This window comes from Nocardia sp. NPDC003726 (genome assembly GCF_053586955.1).
Map to the genome: position 1 here is coordinate 111,172 of NZ_JBSFNF010000012.1, position 16,851 is coordinate 128,022.

Here is a 16,851-nt window from a genome sequence, read left to right on the forward strand (position 1 = left end):
CGCCGGAATCGTTGTGCAGTCGATCGCGCGGCTATGCCCGACCGAAGGCGAGCGCCACGTTGTGCCCACCGAATCCGAAGGAGTTGTTGATCGCGTACTCGATCTCCTGGCGGCGGGCTTCGCCCTTCACCACGTCGAGATCGATCTCCGGATCCTGGTTCTCCAGGTTGAGCGTCGGCGGAACGATGCCGTCGCGGATGGACAGCACGGTCAGCACGGACTCCAGGGCGCCGACGGCGCCGATCGAGTGGCCGAGCGCCGACTTGGGCGCGTACACCGAGGCGTGCGTGCCGACGGCCTTGTTGATCGCGTTCGCCTCGGCGGTGTCGCCGATCGGCGTCGCGGTCGCGTGCGCGTTGATGTGCGTGATGTCCTTCTTGGTCAGACCCGCGGACTGCATCGCCCTGGTCATCGCCCGCGCGGCGCCGTCACCCGTCGGATCGGGGGCGACGAGGTGGAAGCCGTCGGAGGTGATGCCCGCGCCGAGCAGACGCGCGTGGATGGTCGCGCCGCGAGCCTTCGCGTGCTCCTCGGTCTCGATGACCATCAGCGCGCCCGCCTCGCCGAAGACGAAACCGTCGCGATCCTTGTCGAACGGACGCGAGGCGCCCTTCGGGTCGTCGTTGCGGGTGCTCATGGCGCGCATCATGGTGAACGCCGCGATCGGCACCGCGTCGATGAAGCCCTCGACGCCACCGGTGACGACGATGTCCGCGTCACCCATGACGATCATCCGCCAGGCGTTGGCGATGGCCTCGGAGCCGGACGAGCATGCCGAGACCGGAGTGACCACTCCTGCCCTGGCCTTCAATTCGAGGCCGACAACGGCCGAAGGGCCGTTCGGCATGACCATCTGCACAGCCAACGGCGAGATCTTGCGGTAGCCGCCGTTCTTCAGCTTGTCCACGGAATCGATGAGGGCGTCGCCGCCTCCCAATCCGGTGCCGATGGCCACACCCAGCCGCTCCGGGTCGACTTCCGGGCTGCCCGCGTTGCGCCAGACCTCGCGACCGAGCACGGTCGCGAGCTGCTCGACGTAGGCCATGCGCCGACATTCGACACGAGACAGCAGGGTGTCGGGCCGGACCTTCAGGTGACCGCCGATGCGGACCGGAAGATCGTATTCCTCGACGAAGGAATCCTCGAGAACGTCGATGCCGCTCTCGCCGTTGAGGAGTCCCTTCCACGTCGCATCGACGTCACCCGCGATCGACGTGGTCGCCGCAAGGCTGGTTACGACGACGTTGGGGAAGTTCCCGTTCAAGGTGGAAGGAGTGGTCACAGTTTCGGCCCTACTCGGCGTTGTCGAACTTGGCCTTGAGCTCGGCCGCCGCCTCAGCGTTCTCGGCCTCGAGCTTCTGGATGTAGTTGACGGCGTCGCCGACCGTCTTCAGGCTGGCCAGATCCTCGTCGGGGATCTTCACGCCGTACTTGTCCTCGGTCTGAACCGCGATCTCGACCATGGACAGCGAGTCGATGTCCAGGTCATCGACGAAGGACTTCTCGATCGTCACCTCGGAGGGCTCGATGCCGGTCACCTCTTCGATGATCTTGCCGAGTTCCTCGACGATTTGTTCCTGGGTCAGAGCGGCCACTTCGTGGCTCCCTTCTTGATACTTTGTAGGGCTCTACTGGTTTTTTTCGGATCGAGCGCGGTAATAGTTACCGCCTCTCGGTCACGACCTCGCATCGTGCGATGCATGGTCGCGCAGGAAAGCTAGCCGGAGACGGTCAGCTCAGCCAACGCGGGGAGGTCTTGCGGGGTCTTCAGGGCCAGCGTGGGCGTGCCCTTCAGTTCCCTTTTGGCGATGCCGACGAGGGTGCCCGCCGGCGGAAGCTCCGCCACCGCCGCGACGCCGGCCCGCCGGACGGTCTCGGTGCACAGATCCCAGCGAACAGGCCGGGTGACCTGCGCGGCGAGCTTGTCGATCGCGTCCTGTCCGGACGCGACCGGCTTGCCGTCGAAGTTCGAGAGCAAGGTCCTTGTCGGCTCGTTCGGCGTGATCTTCGTTATGGCTTCGGTCACAGCATCCTGCGCCGGAGCCATGAACGCCGTGTGGAACGCGCCAGCGACGGGCAGCGCCCGAACCCTGGCCTTCTCCGGAGGGTTCGCGGCGAGCTCGGCCAGAGCGTCCAACCGGCCCGCCGCCACGATCTGACCCACCGCGTTGCGGTTGGCCGGAACGAGGTCGAGTTCGGTGAGCCGTTCGAGCACGGCGGCCTCGTCGCCGCCGAGCACCGCGGACATACCGGTCGGCTCCAGTGCGCACGCCTTGGCCATCTCCGCTCCGCGGATCGCGGCCAGCCGGACCGCGTCGTCGGCGGAGATGACTCCGGCGACCGCGGCGGCGGCGAGTTCACCGACCGAGTGCCCGGCAACGATGGTAGCGGCGGGAAGCTCCTCGGGCGAGATCTCCGCGAACGCCAGCAGCGCGGCGGCGACCACCAACGGCTGGGTCACGGCGGTGTCGGTGATCTCCTCGGCCGTCGCGGTGGTGCCGAGACGGACCAGGTCCAGGCCCGAAGCCTTGGACCACAGCGTGAGGCGCTCGTTCGCGCCGGGAAGGTCGAGCCAAGGCGCGAGCATGCCGGGTGTCTGAGAGCCCTGTCCAGGGGCGAACAACGCGATCACGCCTCTAAGAAAACACTGTGAGGCGGGCCGCACGAGATGTCGACGCGGATGAAGGTTCGGAAGCGCTTTTGTGGGGGTTCCACAAAAGACCACGTGGGCTGTCCGAATCGACCGATTCCCTCGGCGCGTTACAAGCCGTCGGGACCCAACGCGATCGAAGTGACCTCTGGGGCAGGAGATGACGATTCGTTACGGGTTCGTGTCAAACGACCCACTGTTGCGGCGATCCTGAGCACATAAGCGTCTCGTGGGTTCATCGGATCACGGCCGGTGATCTCGGCGATTCGCTTGAGGCGGTACCGCACCGTATTTGGATGGACGTACAGCTGACGCGCACACGTCTCGACCGCACCACCGCAATCCAGATAGGCATCGAGGGTGTCCGCCAGCGACGACCCCGCCGCGGCCAACGGTAGGACAAGGTACTCGTTCAGCGCGTCGATCGCAGCTCGATCACCCAACAAAGCGCGTTCCGGCAGCAATTCCGCCGCATGCACCGGTCGCGGCGCCCCGCGCCAGCCCACCACGGCCTCCATCCCGGCCAGCGCTTCCACCGCGCTGGCGTGGGCCGCGCCCAGCGTGCGGGTGGTCGGCCCGATCACCACCGGGCCGTCGGAGAACACCTCGGCGAGCAGGTCGGCCAGGAACGGGGAGATATGCGCGGTCTCGCCCAGATGCCCGGAGACCACCATCACCAGCCTGGTGCCCTGCACCACCGCGAGCGCGGCCCGCCCGTGCCGCGCCGCGATGGAATGCACCGCCCCCACCGACGAGACGCCCTGCTCGCCGGGCGGCGTGCCCACCAGCACCGTCGCCGGTGCGGTGGCGTCCCAGTTCAGCGTGGCGGCCCTGGAGAGCATGTCCGGGCCGGTGTCGCCGCGCACCACGGCGTCGACGACGAGCGCCTCCAACCGGGTGTCCCACGCGCCGCGCGACTCGGCGGCGCTGGCGTACACCGAGGCGGCGGCGAAGCCGAGCTCACGCCCGTACCGCAGCACCGCCTCGGTCAGCGCGACCAGCTGCCGGTCGTTGCGCGCCAGCGCGGGCAGCCACTGCTCGAAGAACTCCATGGCGACGCGGACCATGTCCACGGTCTGGCGCAGCGTCAGCCGCCGCGCCAGATCCTGCGGGATCACCTGGAAGGCGTCCAGGCTGAACCGGATGTCGCTGTCGGGGTCCTGGAGCCATTCCAGGAAGTTCACCACCGCGGTCTGCACCAGCATCTGCACGCCGGCGCGCTGCGCGGCGTCCAGATCGGCGAAGAACGGCAACCGATCCTGCATCGACCCCACCGCCTCGGTGGAGAGGCGGCCGGAGAACTGCTTCACGCGTTTGAGCAGCGTGTCCGGAAGAGGGTCGCGGGTCTGCCGGTTCGGGGAGAGCGCGCCCGTCGGCAGATACACCTCGTGCTCGGAAGAGCCCTCGGAGATCCGTCGCGGCCGCGGCGGTTTACGGTCCACCATCCAATATTCCGCTATGCGAGGTCTTCGTCCGAACTCACCGCCGCCTTCGGCGCGGCGTCCACGTCGGCGATGCCGTACTTCGCCGCCGCCTCCGCGGCCTTCGCCGGGTCGAGCTTGCCGGTGCGGCCGAGCCCGGCCAGCGCGGCCACCACGATGGACTGCGCGTCGACGTTGAACACCCGCCGCGCGGCCGGGCGGGTGTCGGAGAAGCCGAAACCGTCCGTGCCGAGCGTGGTGAAGTCACCGGGCACCCACTTGCGGACCTGGTCGGGCACCGCCCGCATCCAGTCGGTCGCGGCCACGTACGGACCTTCGACCCGCGACAGGGCCTCGGTGACGTACGGAACCCCCGGCTCGGCGCCCGGGTCGCGCAGCGCGGCGATCTCCTTGTCCAGCGCCTCCTTGCGGAGCTCGCCCCACGAGGTCACCGACCACACGTCCGCCTGCACGCCCCACTCCTGCGCGAGCAGCGCCTGCGCGCGCAGGCCGTCCGGCACGGTGACGCCGGAGACCAGGATCTGGGCGCGCACGTCGCCCTCGCCTCCGCGCTGGTACAGGTAGATGCCCTTGAGCAGACCGGCGACGTCGAGGTCTTCCGGCTCGGCGGGCTGCGGGTAGGGCTCGTTGTAGAGGGTGATGTAGTAGAAGATGTCCTCGCCGCCGAACTCGCCGGGATCGCCGTGCGGGTGGGTGCCCGGCAGCGGTGCCGAGCCCTGCGGCGGGGTGCCGCCGCCGTACATGCGGCGCAGGCCGTCGCGCACGATGTGGGCGATCTCGAACGCGAACGCCGGGTCGTAGGTCACCACGGCCGGGTTGGTCGAGGCCAGCAGCAGCGAGTGCCCGTCGTTGTGCTGCAGGCCCTCACCGGTCAGCGTGGTGCGTCCTGCGGTCGCGCCGAGCACGAAGCCGCGGGCGAGCTGATCGGCGGCCGCCCACAGTCCGTCGCCGGTGCGCTGGAAGCCGAACATCGAGTAGAAGATGTACAGCGGGATCATCGGCTCGCCGTGCGTGGCGTAGGAGGTGCCCGCCGCGGTGAACGACGCCGTCGACCCGGCCTCGTTGATGCCCTCGTGCAGGATCTGCCCGACGGCGCTCTCTTTGTAGGCAAGCATCAATTCCGCGTCGACGGAGGTGTACAACTGCCCATTGCGGTTGTAGATCTTCAACGAAGGGAACCACGAGTCCATACCGAAGGTGCGGGCCTCGTCGGGGATGATCGGGACGATCCGCTTGCCGATCTCCTTGTCCCGCAGCAGCTCCTTCATCAGCCGCACCAGCGCCATCGTGGTGGCGACGTTCTGCTTGCCCGACCCCTTGCGCACCGAGCGGTAGGCCTCGTCGCCGGGCAGCTTCAGCGGCTTGGCCGCGGCGCGCCGCTCGGGCAGGAACCCGCCGAGCGCCTTGCGCCGGTCGAGCATGTACTGGATCTCGCGGGCCTCCATACCGGGGTGGTAGTACGGCGGCAGGTAGGGATCCTTCTCCAGCTCGGCGTCGCTGATCGGGATGCGCTGCAGGTCGCGGAAGTCTTTGAGGTCCTGCAGGGTCAGCTTCTTCATCTGGTGCGTGGCGTTGCGGCCCTCGAAGTGCTTGCCCAGGGTGTAGCCCTTGATGGTCTTGGCCAGGATCACCGTCGGCTGGCCCTTGTGCGCCATCGCGGCCGCGTAGGCGGCGTACACCTTGCGGTAGTCGTGGCCGCCGCGCTTGAGGTTCCAGATCTCCTGGTCGGACAGATCCTGCACCAGCGCCTTGGTGCGCGGGTCGCGGCCGAAGAAGTGGTCGCGGACGTACGCGCCGTCGTTGGCCTTGTAGGTCTGGTAGTCACCGTCGGGGGTGCTGTTCATCAGGTTCACCAGCGCGCCGTCGCGGTCGGCGCCCAGCAGCGCGTCCCACTCCCGGCCCCAGATCACCTTGATGACGTTCCAGCCCGCGCCGCGGAAGAACGACTCCAGCTCCTGGATGATCTTGCCGTTGCCGCGTACAGGGCCGTCCAGGCGCTGCAGGTTGCAGTTCACCACGAAGGTCAGGTTGTCCAGACCCTCCATGGCCGCGACGTGCGCGAGACCGCGCGACTCCGGCTCGTCCATCTCGCCGTCGCCGAGGAACGCCCAGACGTGCTGATCGGAGGTGTCCTTGATGCCGCGATCGTGCAGGTAGTGATTGAACCGCGCCTGGTAGATGGCGTTCATCGGGCCGAGACCCATGGACACCGTGGGGAACTCCCAGAAGTTGTTCAGCAACCGCGGATGCGGGTAGGACGGCAGGCCGTGGCCGGGGCCGCCGTTGCTGTACTCCTGGCGGAAACCGTCGAGCTGATCGGTCGACAGCCTGCCCTCCAGGAACGCGCGGGCGTAGATGCCCGGCGAGGCGTGGCCCTGGATGAAGATCGAGTCGCCGCCGCCGGGGTGGTCCTTGCCGCGGAAGAAGTGGTTGAAGCCGACCTCGTAGAGCGCCGCCGAGGACGCGTAGGTCGAGATGTGGCCGCCGACGCCGATGCCGGGGCGCTGGGCGCGATGCACCATGATCGCGGCGTTCCAGCGGATCCAGGCGCGGAAGCGGCGCTCCACCTCCTCGTCGCCGGGGAACCACGGCTCGTTCTCGGTGGGAATGGTGTTGACGTAGTCGGTGGAGGTCAGCGACGGGATGGCGACCCGACGTTCACCGGCCCGCTCCAGAAGACGGAGCATGAGGTAACGCGCACGGCCGGGGCCCTCCCGGTCGAGCATCTCGTCGAACGACTCTAGCCATTCGCTGGTTTCCTCCGGGTCGATGTCCGGTAGGTAGGACGCCACCCCTTCGCGGATCACCCGCACCCGTCCGGCCGGCTGCGGCGCGTGCGACCCATTCGGATCACGGCTCGCTGCGGGCGCGGGAGCGGAGCTGGTACCGGCGGATTTCGCCGGTGCGGAAGAGTGGATCAGGTCGGTCAAATCTGCTCCTCGTACAGGGGTGGACATGCTGATGGCGTCGGTATCCCCGGGCGGGTTCGCTGGTTGGCGGACCGCCCGTAAACGAAAGGTTCGGGCGCACCATCCATCCTTGCCGATGGCGCGTCCCAAATCATCATGTCAGCCGGAAATCCAGTACCGTTCGACAGGCAAGGTGAGCATGTCGAGCGTGGCAGCCCTGAGGAGCGGGAGGACGATGAAGCTGCTGAACCCACGCGGGTTCGGAATGGTGTGCGCCACCGGCGCGGTCGCCGTCGGAGTGGTCGTCGCGGGGTGCGCCAACCGGGTGGAAGGCGTGGCGGGTCCGAACACGAGCGATCTGGCGGCATACAAGACCGAGGCGGCGTCATCGTCGGCGGCGGCGACCTCTTCCCGGCGCGCGGCGGCCCAGGCCAAGGCCATCTCCGACAATTGCGGCCAGTTCCCCACCATCACCGGCGCCGGCGTCGGCAGATACAACGAGTTCGTCGACGCGCACGATTCGAACGCGCCGGACTACGTCGCCAAACGCGACTCGGCGGTGCAGACCCTCGAGGACGCCGCCAACAAGGTGGAAAGCGGCGTGAGTTCCGCGAAGGACGCGCTACCCCCGGATCTGGCGGCCCTGTTCACCGAATATGTCAACGCCGCCCGCGCGCTGGCCGCCGAGACCCGCAAGATGACCTACACCGCCCCGGTCGCGGCGCTCAACGACGCCAGCAAGCGGGTCAACGACGCGCGCAACGCCGTGCGCGACTCGTGCCCGAAGCGCTGAGAAGGCCCTTGACACACCATCGCAACGCGACATTCGGTACCTATTTCGCCCGATCGGCTTGCGCTGAAGCCCATAACCATGTTCGCTTGCAACTATCTACTGTCGGGAGTTGAGGAGGACACCACCGTGGTCGCCGCGGCGGACGCGCAGAACTACGCTCAGAAGCTTGGCATTTCACACGGCTTGGTTGTCCAGGAATTGGGCTGGGACGAGGACGTCGACGACGATCTGAGGGCCGATGTCGAGGACGCGATCGGCGGTGAACTCGTCGACGAGGACTCCGACGAGGTGATCGATGTCGTGCTGCTGTGGTGGCGCGACGGGGACGGGGATCTGGTCGACGCTCTGATGGACGCCATCGCCCCCCTCGCCGACGACGGTTTCGTCTGGGTGCTCACGCCCAAGACCGGGCAACCCGGCCATGTCGAGCCGAGTGAAATCGCCGAATCCGCACCGACCGCCGGTCTCACGCAGACCTCGGCGATCAGCCTCGGCTCGTGGACCGGCAGCCGACTCGTGCAGCCCAAGGCACCCTCGAAGCAGCGCTGAGCCACCGCGCTATGGTTTCCACCAGGGCGGCGCCGCACGCCCGCCCGGTGGAGACCCGACACGATGGAGGATTCGCTATGCCGCTCGAGGTTGGCACTGTCGCGCCGGATTTCACGCTGAAGGACCAGAACAACCAGGAAGTCAGCCTGTCGGACTACCGGGGGAAGAAGAACGTCCTGATCGTGTTCTACCCGCTCGCCTTCACCGGCATCTGTCAGGGCGAGCTGTGCAAGGTGCGCGACGAGCTGCCCAAGTTCCAGAACGACAACGCGGAGATCCTCGCGATCTCGGTCGGCCCGCCGCCCACCCACAAGATCTGGGCCGCCGAACAGGGCTACACCTTCCCGCTGCTGTCGGACTTCTGGCCGCACGGGGCGGTCGCCCAGGCCTACGGCGTCTTCAACGAGAAATCGGGCTACCCCAACCGCGGCACCTTCGTCGTCGACCGCGAGGGCTACATCCGCTTCGCCGAGATGAACGGCCCCGGCGAACCCCGTGACCAGGCAGCTTGGGAGAAAGCGCTCGCCGCGCTAGATTCATAAGCCGCCGGTAACGGCACGGGCGTATAGCTCAGCGGTAGAGCTCTGGTTTTACACACCAGCGGTCGGGGGTTCGATCCCCTCTGCGCCCACCGGTATAGCTGCAGGTAGACGACAGGCCATCCAGCATGGGTGTTTGCCCCATGTCACTCCGAACATGGGACAAACATCCCAGCGAGATGACTCTCAACCCGGTCGAGGGGGCCGAGTGAATCTTGTGGACCTGTGTTCCGCGATGAACTGGCTCGCGGTACGGACCTGGCAGGACTACGCAGACAGTTCCCGGTACCGGCTCTCCCTGGACGAGGAGACAACTACCGATCGCAACTTGCTCGAGCTGCGACGCTTGTTTCCAGACCTGCATGTTCACAAGTACACCCGACAGCGAGAACATACAGTCGGGGCCGACTGGGAGTGGTGGATCGGATCAGACAGCGAAGGCTGGCTGTGCCTGCGTATCCAAGCGAAACGGGTCTTCGCTACGACTTATAAGCAACTCGACCACCCGGGCGCCAAAAGGGGCGTGCACCAGGGCAAGTATCAATATGACACGCTCATAAGCAGCTGCAGAATGGCAGGATACATTTTCCCGTTTCACGTCTTCTACAACGGCTGGGAAGCGAGTCGGTTCGCCCGTCGAAGCGGCACGAGGCTCGACCTCGCGGCCCTGGAGCTGAACGATTTCTGGCCACGCTACGGGCCACGTTATGGGGCGAGGGCGTGGGGTTGCGCGGCCCTATCGACCTACCGTGTGGCGAGCCTTCACTCAGTTGGCGGCCCTACTCGGTCGAGCGTTCCACGCTATCTGGAGCATTCAGTGCCGTGGTCGGAGTTGTTCACGATCGCATCTGCACCAGACTCGCAAGACCACAGAACCGAGCTCGATCTTCTCCAAGAAAGTCTCACGACGGCCACCACGCACGCGACAGCGCCGATGTCCGGCGGCGAAACCGAGCTTGCTGCTCACCCCGAGCGCCGCCGCGAACGCCTACCAGAGTATGTGCAGATCATCCTTGCTGGTCGCTCCGATGGGGCGGACATCGGCATGTTTCGCGATTACGGATTCCTACCTGCCAAGCGTGTTGTGGTCGTACCGCTCGACCACAACACTGCTCGCAATCAGGATTGATTCCGGCCCTGTCCTGTGCGCATATGCCTTCGCCGTCCACACCGACTGCCACGTGGACGCACTAGTGGGAGTCCGCTGCCCCTCCCCGGCACGTTAGACGGGCAAGATATAAACCTTCAACAGGCTGGAAGCCAGGTTCCCGCGTCGCCACCCACCCAAGCTGAGTCGACCAGCGGTCGGGGGTTCGATCCCTTCTGCGCCCCGCTTGACAGTTCCCACTTCTGCACCTTCGGAAGAGTGTCCGCCGCAGACCAGCAGGCTATGCACGTTCGATCACCGCAGGAGGGTCAGCCGTAGTCGGATGGCCAGAAGATCATGGCGAACACCACCGCCAAGGGGACTGCGATCACGAATACGAGGCCGATCTGGGCCCCGCTCATCGGTGCACCCCGCCGAGAGCGGGCCACTTGGCGAAGGATGCTCGCGGTGTCGCGCATTCGACATCGACCACGGCCATCAGCCGGTCCAGGGTGACGGCGTCTATGTGCGCCGACGACGGCAGCAACACCACGTCAGCGCCACACGCCGTGACCTGTTCGACCAGACCCAATATCGATTTCGGGTCCGCCCAGTGCAGCGGGAACCCCAGTCGACGCGCCAGTCGCCGCACCTGGGCTGCGTCCCAATCCGGTGTCGGCGATGACGGGTCTATCCAGCCGATCGCGTCCATCCCCTGCGCCTTCCGTCTCTGCTGTCCGTTGGCAATCCCTCGCGCCGGGGAATCGAATTCGACCCAGCGCGAGGGCTGAGGCATACGTTGGCAGCGCGGACACCCTCGAACTCCGAAGGGTTTTCGTACTCTTGGAGCCTCGGCGCACTCAGGATGGAGTGGTGACCATGAGTGATAACCGCAGCGGCGTAGCGGCCCGGGTAGCCCAAGCTCGCAAGCTGGGTGGGCTGACACAACGGCAGCTCGCCGCGAAGGCGAACGTGTCGGTCGGACTGGTCCAGTCGGTCGAGCAGGGCCGCGTACCCGCCACACCGGCGTTTCTCGGCTCGGTGTCCAAGGCGTTGCGTGTGTCGGTCGCCGAACTCAACGGCCAGCCGTTCCCACCTGCCCCGGCAGACGTCGAGGTGCACAGCGCGATCGCAGTCCTACGCACCGAGCTGGCCGCCTACGACATCGACAACGCCGCCGTCCTCCAACCACGTGGGCTGGCGGAAATCGCCGCTGATGTCGAACAGGTGTGCCGGTATCGACGCAACGCTTCGTTCCACCGGCTCGGCGACATGCTGCCTGCACTGCTCGGCGAAGTTCGCGCCGTCGCGCACCGCACCGGCGGTACCGATCGGGATCGCGCCCTGGTGATGCTGTGCGAGTTGTACTACTCGGTGCACTCTCTCGCGCACAAGCTCGGCTATGCGGACTTGGCCGCGCTGGCGGTCGACCGGATAACGTGGGCTGCCGCCGAAGCCGATCACCCGCTGTGGCGGGCGACCGCGCAGTTCCAGCGCGCCGCGTTGCTCACCTCGGGCGGCGACTGGACGGCCGCGCTGTTGTTCCTCGAACGCTGTCGCGCGAACATCGAACCGCGGCTCGGCGAAGGACGGCGGGAGGATCTGATCGCCTGGGGTGGCCTGCACCTGCAATCCGGGCTCGCCGCCTCCCGATCAGGCAAACGCGACCTCGCCGACCAGCACCTCGCCGAAGCACGTGCGGCCGCCCGGCGCGTCGGCGACGACCGCGACGCGATCCTGTCGTTCGGCCCCATCAACGTCGGCATCTGGAGCGTCGCGCTCGCCGTCGAGGCCATGGACGGCGCCGAGGCATTGAACCGCGCTCGCACGCTCGTGATTCCTGCCGACGCGCCCAAGGAACGCGCCGGACACCACTACATCGACCTTGCCCGCGCCTACCTGCTGCACGGTGATCGGCGCGCTTCTCTCAACGCGCTGTTGACGGCGAAGTCCATCGCGCCGGCACAGACCCGTTACAGCCCCGGTGTCCACGAGACGGTGCGAGCGCTGGCACGCGCAGAGGCGCGCAGCGTCGACACCGTGCACGGATTCGCCGTGTGGTGCGGAATCACGAACCGGCTCTAGTAGGGCAGCCCCTTGGCTGCCGCCGGGGTCAGGAATTCGACGCGGAACGACTCGATGAACTCGCCGCGCCGGTCGAGGAAGCGCCGGGTATGCGGCTGCCGCTCATGTTCATCGAACGCGGCCCGATCTCGATACACCTCGTAGAAGACCCGTGACAGCGGCTCACCCTCGACTGTGTGAGTGGCGTATACGAGCGTGGCGGGCTCATGGCTGCGAATGGCCTCGACGGTCTCGGCGACAAGTTGGTCGAACGCTTCCGCCTTATCGGCGTCGATCAAGTCGAATTTCACCACGAGTGCGAACATTCGCAGACGGTACCGCAGCGCGTCGGTAGGGACGTGTCGGCGCGGGGCGAGCGAGTCTGATCGGTCTGGATAAAGACAAGGGGGTTCCGCGGCGTCGTGGCGATGACGTTGGCCTGGTCGGCACGGTTCTCGGTGCCTGGCTCTGGTCAGCTGGTGGGCCTGCCCGCGAAGGACGAGCTGTCTTCTTGGATACTGCTCCGTACAGGAGCGCCGCCGGAGCGCTTTCCGCATCGTCCTTTGCCCTGGTCCTGGGCGGCCGGATCGGTATCGTCGCGATATGCCCGCGTTGATCGCTCCGACGACACGTCTGCATGCGGCCTGGCTCGAGGCGCATCGGGAGTGGGGTCCCGGTCCGCATGAGGATGGTTTCGGGTTGCGGCCGTACGACGAGGTGCGTTCGCCCGCCGGTTTCGCGGCCTGGGTGGACCGGTTGGCCGGCGAATCGAGTGAGGCATGGGCCGGGACCGGCCGGGTGCGGTGCACCTATCGGTGGATCATCGAGGGCGAGCGGGTGGTCGGCGGGATCGCGCTGCGGCACGGGTTCGACGACTTCGTGCGGTGGGCCGGTCATATCGGCTACGGCATCCGGCCCTCCGCGCGCAGGCGCGGACTGGCCTGTTGGGCGCTCGGCCGGATGCTCGACGAGGCCGGGAAGCTGGGCATGGACCGGGTGCTGATCGTCTGCGCGGCCGACAACGTCGCCTCGGCGAAGACCATCGAACGCCAGGGCGGCGTGCTCGAGCGGATCGTGGACACCCAGCTCGGTCCGGCACGGCGGTATTGGGTCGACACCGTCGTCCATGTCCGACGGTCGCCCCGCTGCGCCGAACAGGCGACTGCGCGACCATGAAGCACACGGACCCCACACTTCGCATCGCGGAACTTGCCTTACTCGCGTGTTACTGCGCCCACTACCGGCCGCGTATCGAGTCGCACCGGCCCCTCTATGCGGCGGACGTAAAATGCTCGGTACGGAAACCACTCCTCCAGGAGGTCGGTGATGACCGACAGTCCACGATCAATTGCCGCCATCGACAAAACACTCCCGCCGGGTGCGGAGGATGAGCGATTTTCCGGCTACGGAGTGATGGGAATGCCTTTCGTCAGCGGTCACTACTTGGCCCTGCGGCATTTTCCCGCCAGTTCGGTCGGCGCGGGATACGACGCGGTGTGGCATCGAGATCCCGAGGAAAAATGGGTGATCTACAGCAGTGTTTCCCCGGCGACCAGCTGCGCCCGCTACTTCGGGTCAGCACTCGAGGACGCGCGAGTAGAGGACATCTCGGTGGATTGGACGGGGCCCGCCGCGTTCACCGTGCGGGTGGGCGACCGGATCGAGTGGGATCTGGAGCTGGGACGGTCGGTGGCTACCGCCGCGATGACCGGCCTCGGTCGCATGATGCCCGCCGCTTTATGGCGGCGTCCCGCCGTCTTGGCGCTCATGTCGCGGGTGGCGGGTCCGGCGCTCGGTCTCGGGCGGGTGCGTCTCAGCGGCACTTCCCCGAATGGTCAATGGTTCCTGGCCAATCCCCGAATGCTGTGGACCGTGGAGGACAGCACGGCCCGGATCGACGGAACAGATATCGGCCCGCCGGGACCTCTGGCCGAGCAGGCCAGATTGGGCGACTTCTGGCTACCGCAACGCGGAATGTTCGCCGTGGGCGAGTCGTATTTCGAGCAGTATGATCCCGCACGCCATCGCCCTGCCCGCCCGGTTTCCTGAATCGCCGCGCTCGACGCTCTCACCGGGCTTTGCCGGAACGTCGTCATCGTATGCAGGGTCATGGCCTCCCCTCGCAGTGCCCGAGCGCTGGAGTCGAAAGATTCCGGCCCGAGGGTTGATATCCTCTCGAGCCTCCCCCGAGCAAAGTAGGTGGTGTCCACGTGCGGGGAAACCCTGAGGACGAGATACCCATTCAGCTTGCGGTATCCAAGGGAGGATGAAATGAAGTACGTGGTTTCGTGGACTTACCGATGGACCGGCTCCGCACCGGAGAACGAGGCGAGTATCCGGCGCGCCTTGGATGTGTTCGCGAATTGGAAACCGCTCACCACCACGACCTACCACCAGCTCGTCGGCAGACTCGACGGCAGCGGTGGGTTCGCGGTGGTGGAGACCGACAATGCGGCGGACTTGGCGGACGCTCCCAATAAGTTCGCCTTTTTCGCGGACTACCAGATCTACCCCGTCGTCGATATTGCCGAAGCCGCGCAGGGAGTCCAGGAAGGCGCGGAGTTCAGGGCGTCGATCGCCTGAATTCGATCGGACTCATACTGACGTCGTGCACGCCGACGAAGTGCGGTCGGCGCTGCTCAATCCGAGCGACGTCCGGTGATAAGGAGGTATTCCCACTCCATCCGCCCGCTGCCCGCGTCGTGCCGGGCGGCGAGATCGACGAGTGCCCGATCCAGTTGCGCGACGCGGTCGGGCTCCGCACCGATGGCCTTGTACACCGCGACCGTCGGGCCGTAGTAGGACTTGAAGAAATCACGGAACTCGGCCGCGTCGGCGAAGCGGTCGATGACGGCCTTTTCACGTCGCAGCTCCAGTCCGGCGACACGATCGCCCAACAGCGACCGCACGTGCGCCTCGTCGCCCCACAGCGGCGGTGGCTGTGCGCCGGGCGGGGGCGGCGGAGCGAACGGCTTCATGGTGGCGAACATCTGCCCGATGAATCCGTCGGGCGTCCAGTTGATCAACCCGATGGTGCCGCCGGGCTTGGTCACGCGCACCAGTTCGTCCGCCGCCGCCTGATGGAACGGCGCGAACATGATGCCGACGCACGAGACCACGGCGTCGAACTCCGCATCGGCGTAAGGCAACGCCTCGGCGTCGGCCTCCTGCCACCGCAGCTCGACTCCCCGCGCGGCGGCGATACGCCGCCCGGCCTCGAACAGCTCCGGCGTGAGGTCGCTGGCCACGACGTCCGCACCGGCCTCGGCCGCGGGGATGGCGGCATTCCCGGATCCGGCCGCGATGTCCAGCACCCGCTGCCCCGGACCGATCCCGCAGACCTCGACCAGACGCCGGCCCAGTCCGGGGATGACTTCGGTGGCGATGGACGAATAGTCGCCCAGCGCCCACATCGCGCGATGCCGCCGCTTCAGGTCCGCTGATCCAGGCTCGGTCATCTGACGCTCCCTTGGTGGTCGGGTCGGTGGATGCCGCCGAAAGCCATCGAATTCGTTCCGGCCTGCCCCGTCCGCGCCGAGAGCCGTCCCTCCGCCTCGCGGCTGCGCGCAAGCCGGCCGCCCAGATGTCTACCCGGCAAAGCTCGCGGCAAACGGTACCCGGGCGCGCTGCCCCGGAGTTCTCACCAGCTTCGCGAGTGGCACACCATCGTGGGGGCTTCTCGCGTTTCGCCGCAGCCATGTGCCACTCGCGCGGATGCGGGGCGGGAGCCGGGGCGGGGTGCTGTCGTCAGTGGTGGCGCGGGGTTAGTGTCGTGATATGCCGAGCGAGTCCGCGCCGCCCCTCCCGTCTTTTCACGAAAGCGCGATTCCGGATACATCACAGGCTGATGCCGACGACCCGATGGCCGTGCTGGTCGGCATCCTCGATCTCCAAGCGGCGCTGCCGGGTATCCGGAGAATGCGGGCATGGGGGCACGAAGTGCTGGACGTCCAGCCGGGCGAACGCGCACTGGATATCGGGGCCGGGACGGGCACCGAGGTGATCGAATTGGCGGGCCGGGTCGGGCCCGGCGGGGAGGCGGTCGGGGTCGACCCGAACCCCGCGATGCTCGCCATCGCCCGTGGGCGCGCCGAGACGGCGGACTCCCCCGCCCGTTTCGTCGAGGGCACCGCGTATCACCTGCCGTTCCCGGACGGCTACTTCGACGCGGTGCGCTGTGAACGGGTCTACCAGCACCTCGACGACCCGGCGGCCGCCACCGCCGAGATCACCCGCGTGCTGCGACCGGGCGGTCGCGTACTGCTCATCGACACCGACTGGCACACCGTGATCGCCCATCCCGGCGACCCCGAGGTGGTCACCCGTCTGACGAAGGCGATGCTCGAGACCACCCCCAACCCCGCGTCGGGCCGCCACCTTCGCGGCCTGCTCACCGCCGCCGGTTTCACCATCGACGACATGGGATCGGAGGCGGTGATCTGGAACCCGGAAACCGCCCGTCCCTTGTTCACTCAGATGATCGCGTCCGCGAGCACCAGCGGCGCGATCACCGAGCAGGAAGGACGAGACCTGCTGGCCACCATGGAGGCAGGCATCGCCGAAGGCGACTACCACCTGTCGGTCACCATGTTCGCCGTGCTCGGTCACCGAGCCCGTTGACGCGACTGCCGCGAAACGACGACGCGACAAAGCGGGACGAGTCCGCTCACGACGATCGCCGGAGCGGCGCCAACGGTCATCGTCGCGTTACGCCTAGCCGTGTCGGCGCCGAGCACGACCACAACTACATCGGTGTCGAGGACCAGCTGTCCGCATTGCTCGGTGCGCCGATGTCCCCCCTCCGAACGCGCTTGACCC

At 67.1% G+C, this 16,851-nt stretch carries 17 protein-coding genes and 1 tRNA gene; 10 read left to right on the plus strand and 8 right to left on the minus strand.

What is annotated here, in order from left to right:
* Positions 1–31 precede the first annotated feature (31 nt).
* The 5 genes from ACWDMM_RS18195 to aceE all read right to left on the minus strand — a co-directional run bounded on the left by ACWDMM_RS18195 (position 32) and on the right by aceE (position 7,022).
* A complete protein-coding gene (locus tag ACWDMM_RS18195) occupies positions 32–1,282 on the minus strand; it encodes a KasA/KasB family beta-ketoacyl-ACP synthase (RefSeq protein WP_195077722.1) in 1,251 nt (416 codons plus the stop codon).
* A 10-nt stretch (positions 1,283–1,292) separates the two neighbouring features.
* Positions 1,293–1,595, minus strand: coding sequence for a meromycolate extension acyl carrier protein AcpM (acpM, locus tag ACWDMM_RS18200; protein ID WP_039796877.1), 303 nt, complete (start codon positions 1,593–1,595; stop codon positions 1,293–1,295).
* A gap of 122 nt (positions 1,596–1,717) precedes the next feature.
* Positions 1,718–2,632, minus strand: coding sequence for an ACP S-malonyltransferase (locus ACWDMM_RS18205; RefSeq protein WP_357108904.1), 915 nt, complete (start codon positions 2,630–2,632; stop codon positions 1,718–1,720).
* 128 nt (positions 2,633–2,760) lie between these two features.
* A complete protein-coding gene (locus ACWDMM_RS18210) occupies positions 2,761–4,095 on the minus strand; it encodes a PucR family transcriptional regulator (RefSeq protein ID WP_323123891.1) in 1,335 nt (444 codons plus the stop codon).
* Positions 4,096–4,106: 11 nt separating this feature from the next.
* Positions 4,107–7,022, minus strand: a complete 2,916-nt coding sequence (gene aceE / locus ACWDMM_RS18215; protein WP_397070030.1) for a pyruvate dehydrogenase (acetyl-transferring), homodimeric type — start codon at positions 7,020–7,022, stop codon at positions 4,107–4,109.
* Between the two features lie 214 nt (positions 7,023–7,236).
* Here aceE and ACWDMM_RS18220 point away from each other — a divergent pair, with 214 nt between their 5' ends.
* The 5 genes from ACWDMM_RS18220 (at position 7,237) to ACWDMM_RS18240 (ending at position 10,011) form a co-directional block, all read left to right on the plus strand.
* Positions 7,237–7,794: a hypothetical protein gene (locus ACWDMM_RS18220; RefSeq protein WP_195077720.1), complete on the plus strand. Its 558-nt coding sequence runs from the start codon at positions 7,237–7,239 to the stop codon at positions 7,792–7,794.
* A 126-nt stretch (positions 7,795–7,920) separates the two neighbouring features.
* Positions 7,921–8,343 carry a DUF3052 domain-containing protein gene (locus ACWDMM_RS18225; RefSeq protein ID WP_039796889.1) on the plus strand — a complete coding sequence of 141 codons (423 nt, stop codon included), beginning with the start codon at positions 7,921–7,923 and terminating at the stop codon, positions 8,341–8,343.
* 77 nt (positions 8,344–8,420) lie between these two features.
* Entirely contained in the window at positions 8,421–8,885 is a 465-nt protein-coding gene (locus ACWDMM_RS18230) for a peroxiredoxin (RefSeq protein ID WP_067800944.1), read from the plus strand.
* Positions 8,886–8,902: 17 nt separating this feature from the next.
* Positions 8,903–8,974: transfer RNA gene (locus ACWDMM_RS18235), tRNA-Val, on the plus strand.
* Positions 8,975–9,090: 116 nt separating this feature from the next.
* The gene (locus ACWDMM_RS18240; protein ID WP_357108900.1) at positions 9,091–10,011 is read left to right on the plus strand and encodes a DUF6615 family protein; all 921 of its coding nucleotides are present in this window, start codon (positions 9,091–9,093) and stop codon (positions 10,009–10,011) included.
* Positions 10,012–10,387: 376 nt separating this feature from the next.
* Here ACWDMM_RS18240 and ACWDMM_RS18245 read toward each other — a convergent pair whose 3' ends face one another.
* Positions 10,388–10,681, minus strand: a complete 294-nt coding sequence (locus ACWDMM_RS18245) for a hypothetical protein (protein WP_357108897.1) — start codon at positions 10,679–10,681, stop codon at positions 10,388–10,390.
* Positions 10,682–10,848: 167 nt separating this feature from the next.
* Here ACWDMM_RS18245 and ACWDMM_RS18250 point away from each other — a divergent pair, with 167 nt between their 5' ends.
* Positions 10,849–12,054, plus strand: coding sequence for a helix-turn-helix domain-containing protein (locus ACWDMM_RS18250; protein WP_357108894.1), 1,206 nt, complete (start codon positions 10,849–10,851; stop codon positions 12,052–12,054).
* On the opposite strand, the gene ACWDMM_RS18255 is transcribed toward ACWDMM_RS18250, so the two are convergent.
* Complete coding sequence (locus ACWDMM_RS18255; RefSeq protein WP_357108891.1) at positions 12,051–12,359, minus strand: putative quinol monooxygenase; 309 nt, start codon at positions 12,357–12,359, stop codon at positions 12,051–12,053. The two genes, ACWDMM_RS18250 and ACWDMM_RS18255, sit on opposite strands and share 4 nt — an antisense overlap.
* A gap of 277 nt (positions 12,360–12,636) precedes the next feature.
* On the opposite strand from ACWDMM_RS18255, the gene ACWDMM_RS18260 reads away from it, so the two are divergent.
* From ACWDMM_RS18260 to ACWDMM_RS18270, 3 genes are all read left to right on the plus strand, one after another.
* Positions 12,637–13,209 (plus strand): GNAT family N-acetyltransferase, encoded by a 573-nt coding sequence (locus ACWDMM_RS18260; protein WP_357205287.1) that lies wholly within the window; start codon positions 12,637–12,639, stop codon positions 13,207–13,209.
* Between the two features lie 243 nt (positions 13,210–13,452).
* The gene (locus ACWDMM_RS18265) at positions 13,453–14,082 is read left to right on the plus strand and encodes a hypothetical protein (RefSeq protein ID WP_357205285.1); all 630 of its coding nucleotides are present in this window, start codon (positions 13,453–13,455) and stop codon (positions 14,080–14,082) included.
* Positions 14,083–14,304: 222 nt separating this feature from the next.
* On the plus strand, positions 14,305–14,616 hold the full coding sequence (locus tag ACWDMM_RS18270; protein WP_195077717.1) for a DUF3303 domain-containing protein: 312 nt from the start codon (positions 14,305–14,307) through the stop codon (positions 14,614–14,616).
* A gap of 56 nt (positions 14,617–14,672) precedes the next feature.
* Here ACWDMM_RS18270 and ACWDMM_RS18275 read toward each other — a convergent pair whose 3' ends face one another.
* Complete coding sequence (locus tag ACWDMM_RS18275; protein WP_195077716.1) at positions 14,673–15,491, minus strand: class I SAM-dependent methyltransferase; 819 nt, start codon at positions 15,489–15,491, stop codon at positions 14,673–14,675.
* 319 nt (positions 15,492–15,810) lie between these two features.
* Between ACWDMM_RS18275 and ACWDMM_RS18280 the strand changes: the two genes are divergently transcribed.
* Positions 15,811–16,653 (plus strand): methyltransferase domain-containing protein, encoded by an 843-nt coding sequence (locus ACWDMM_RS18280; RefSeq protein WP_323123893.1) that lies wholly within the window; start codon positions 15,811–15,813, stop codon positions 16,651–16,653.
* Positions 16,654–16,851 lie beyond the last annotated feature (198 nt).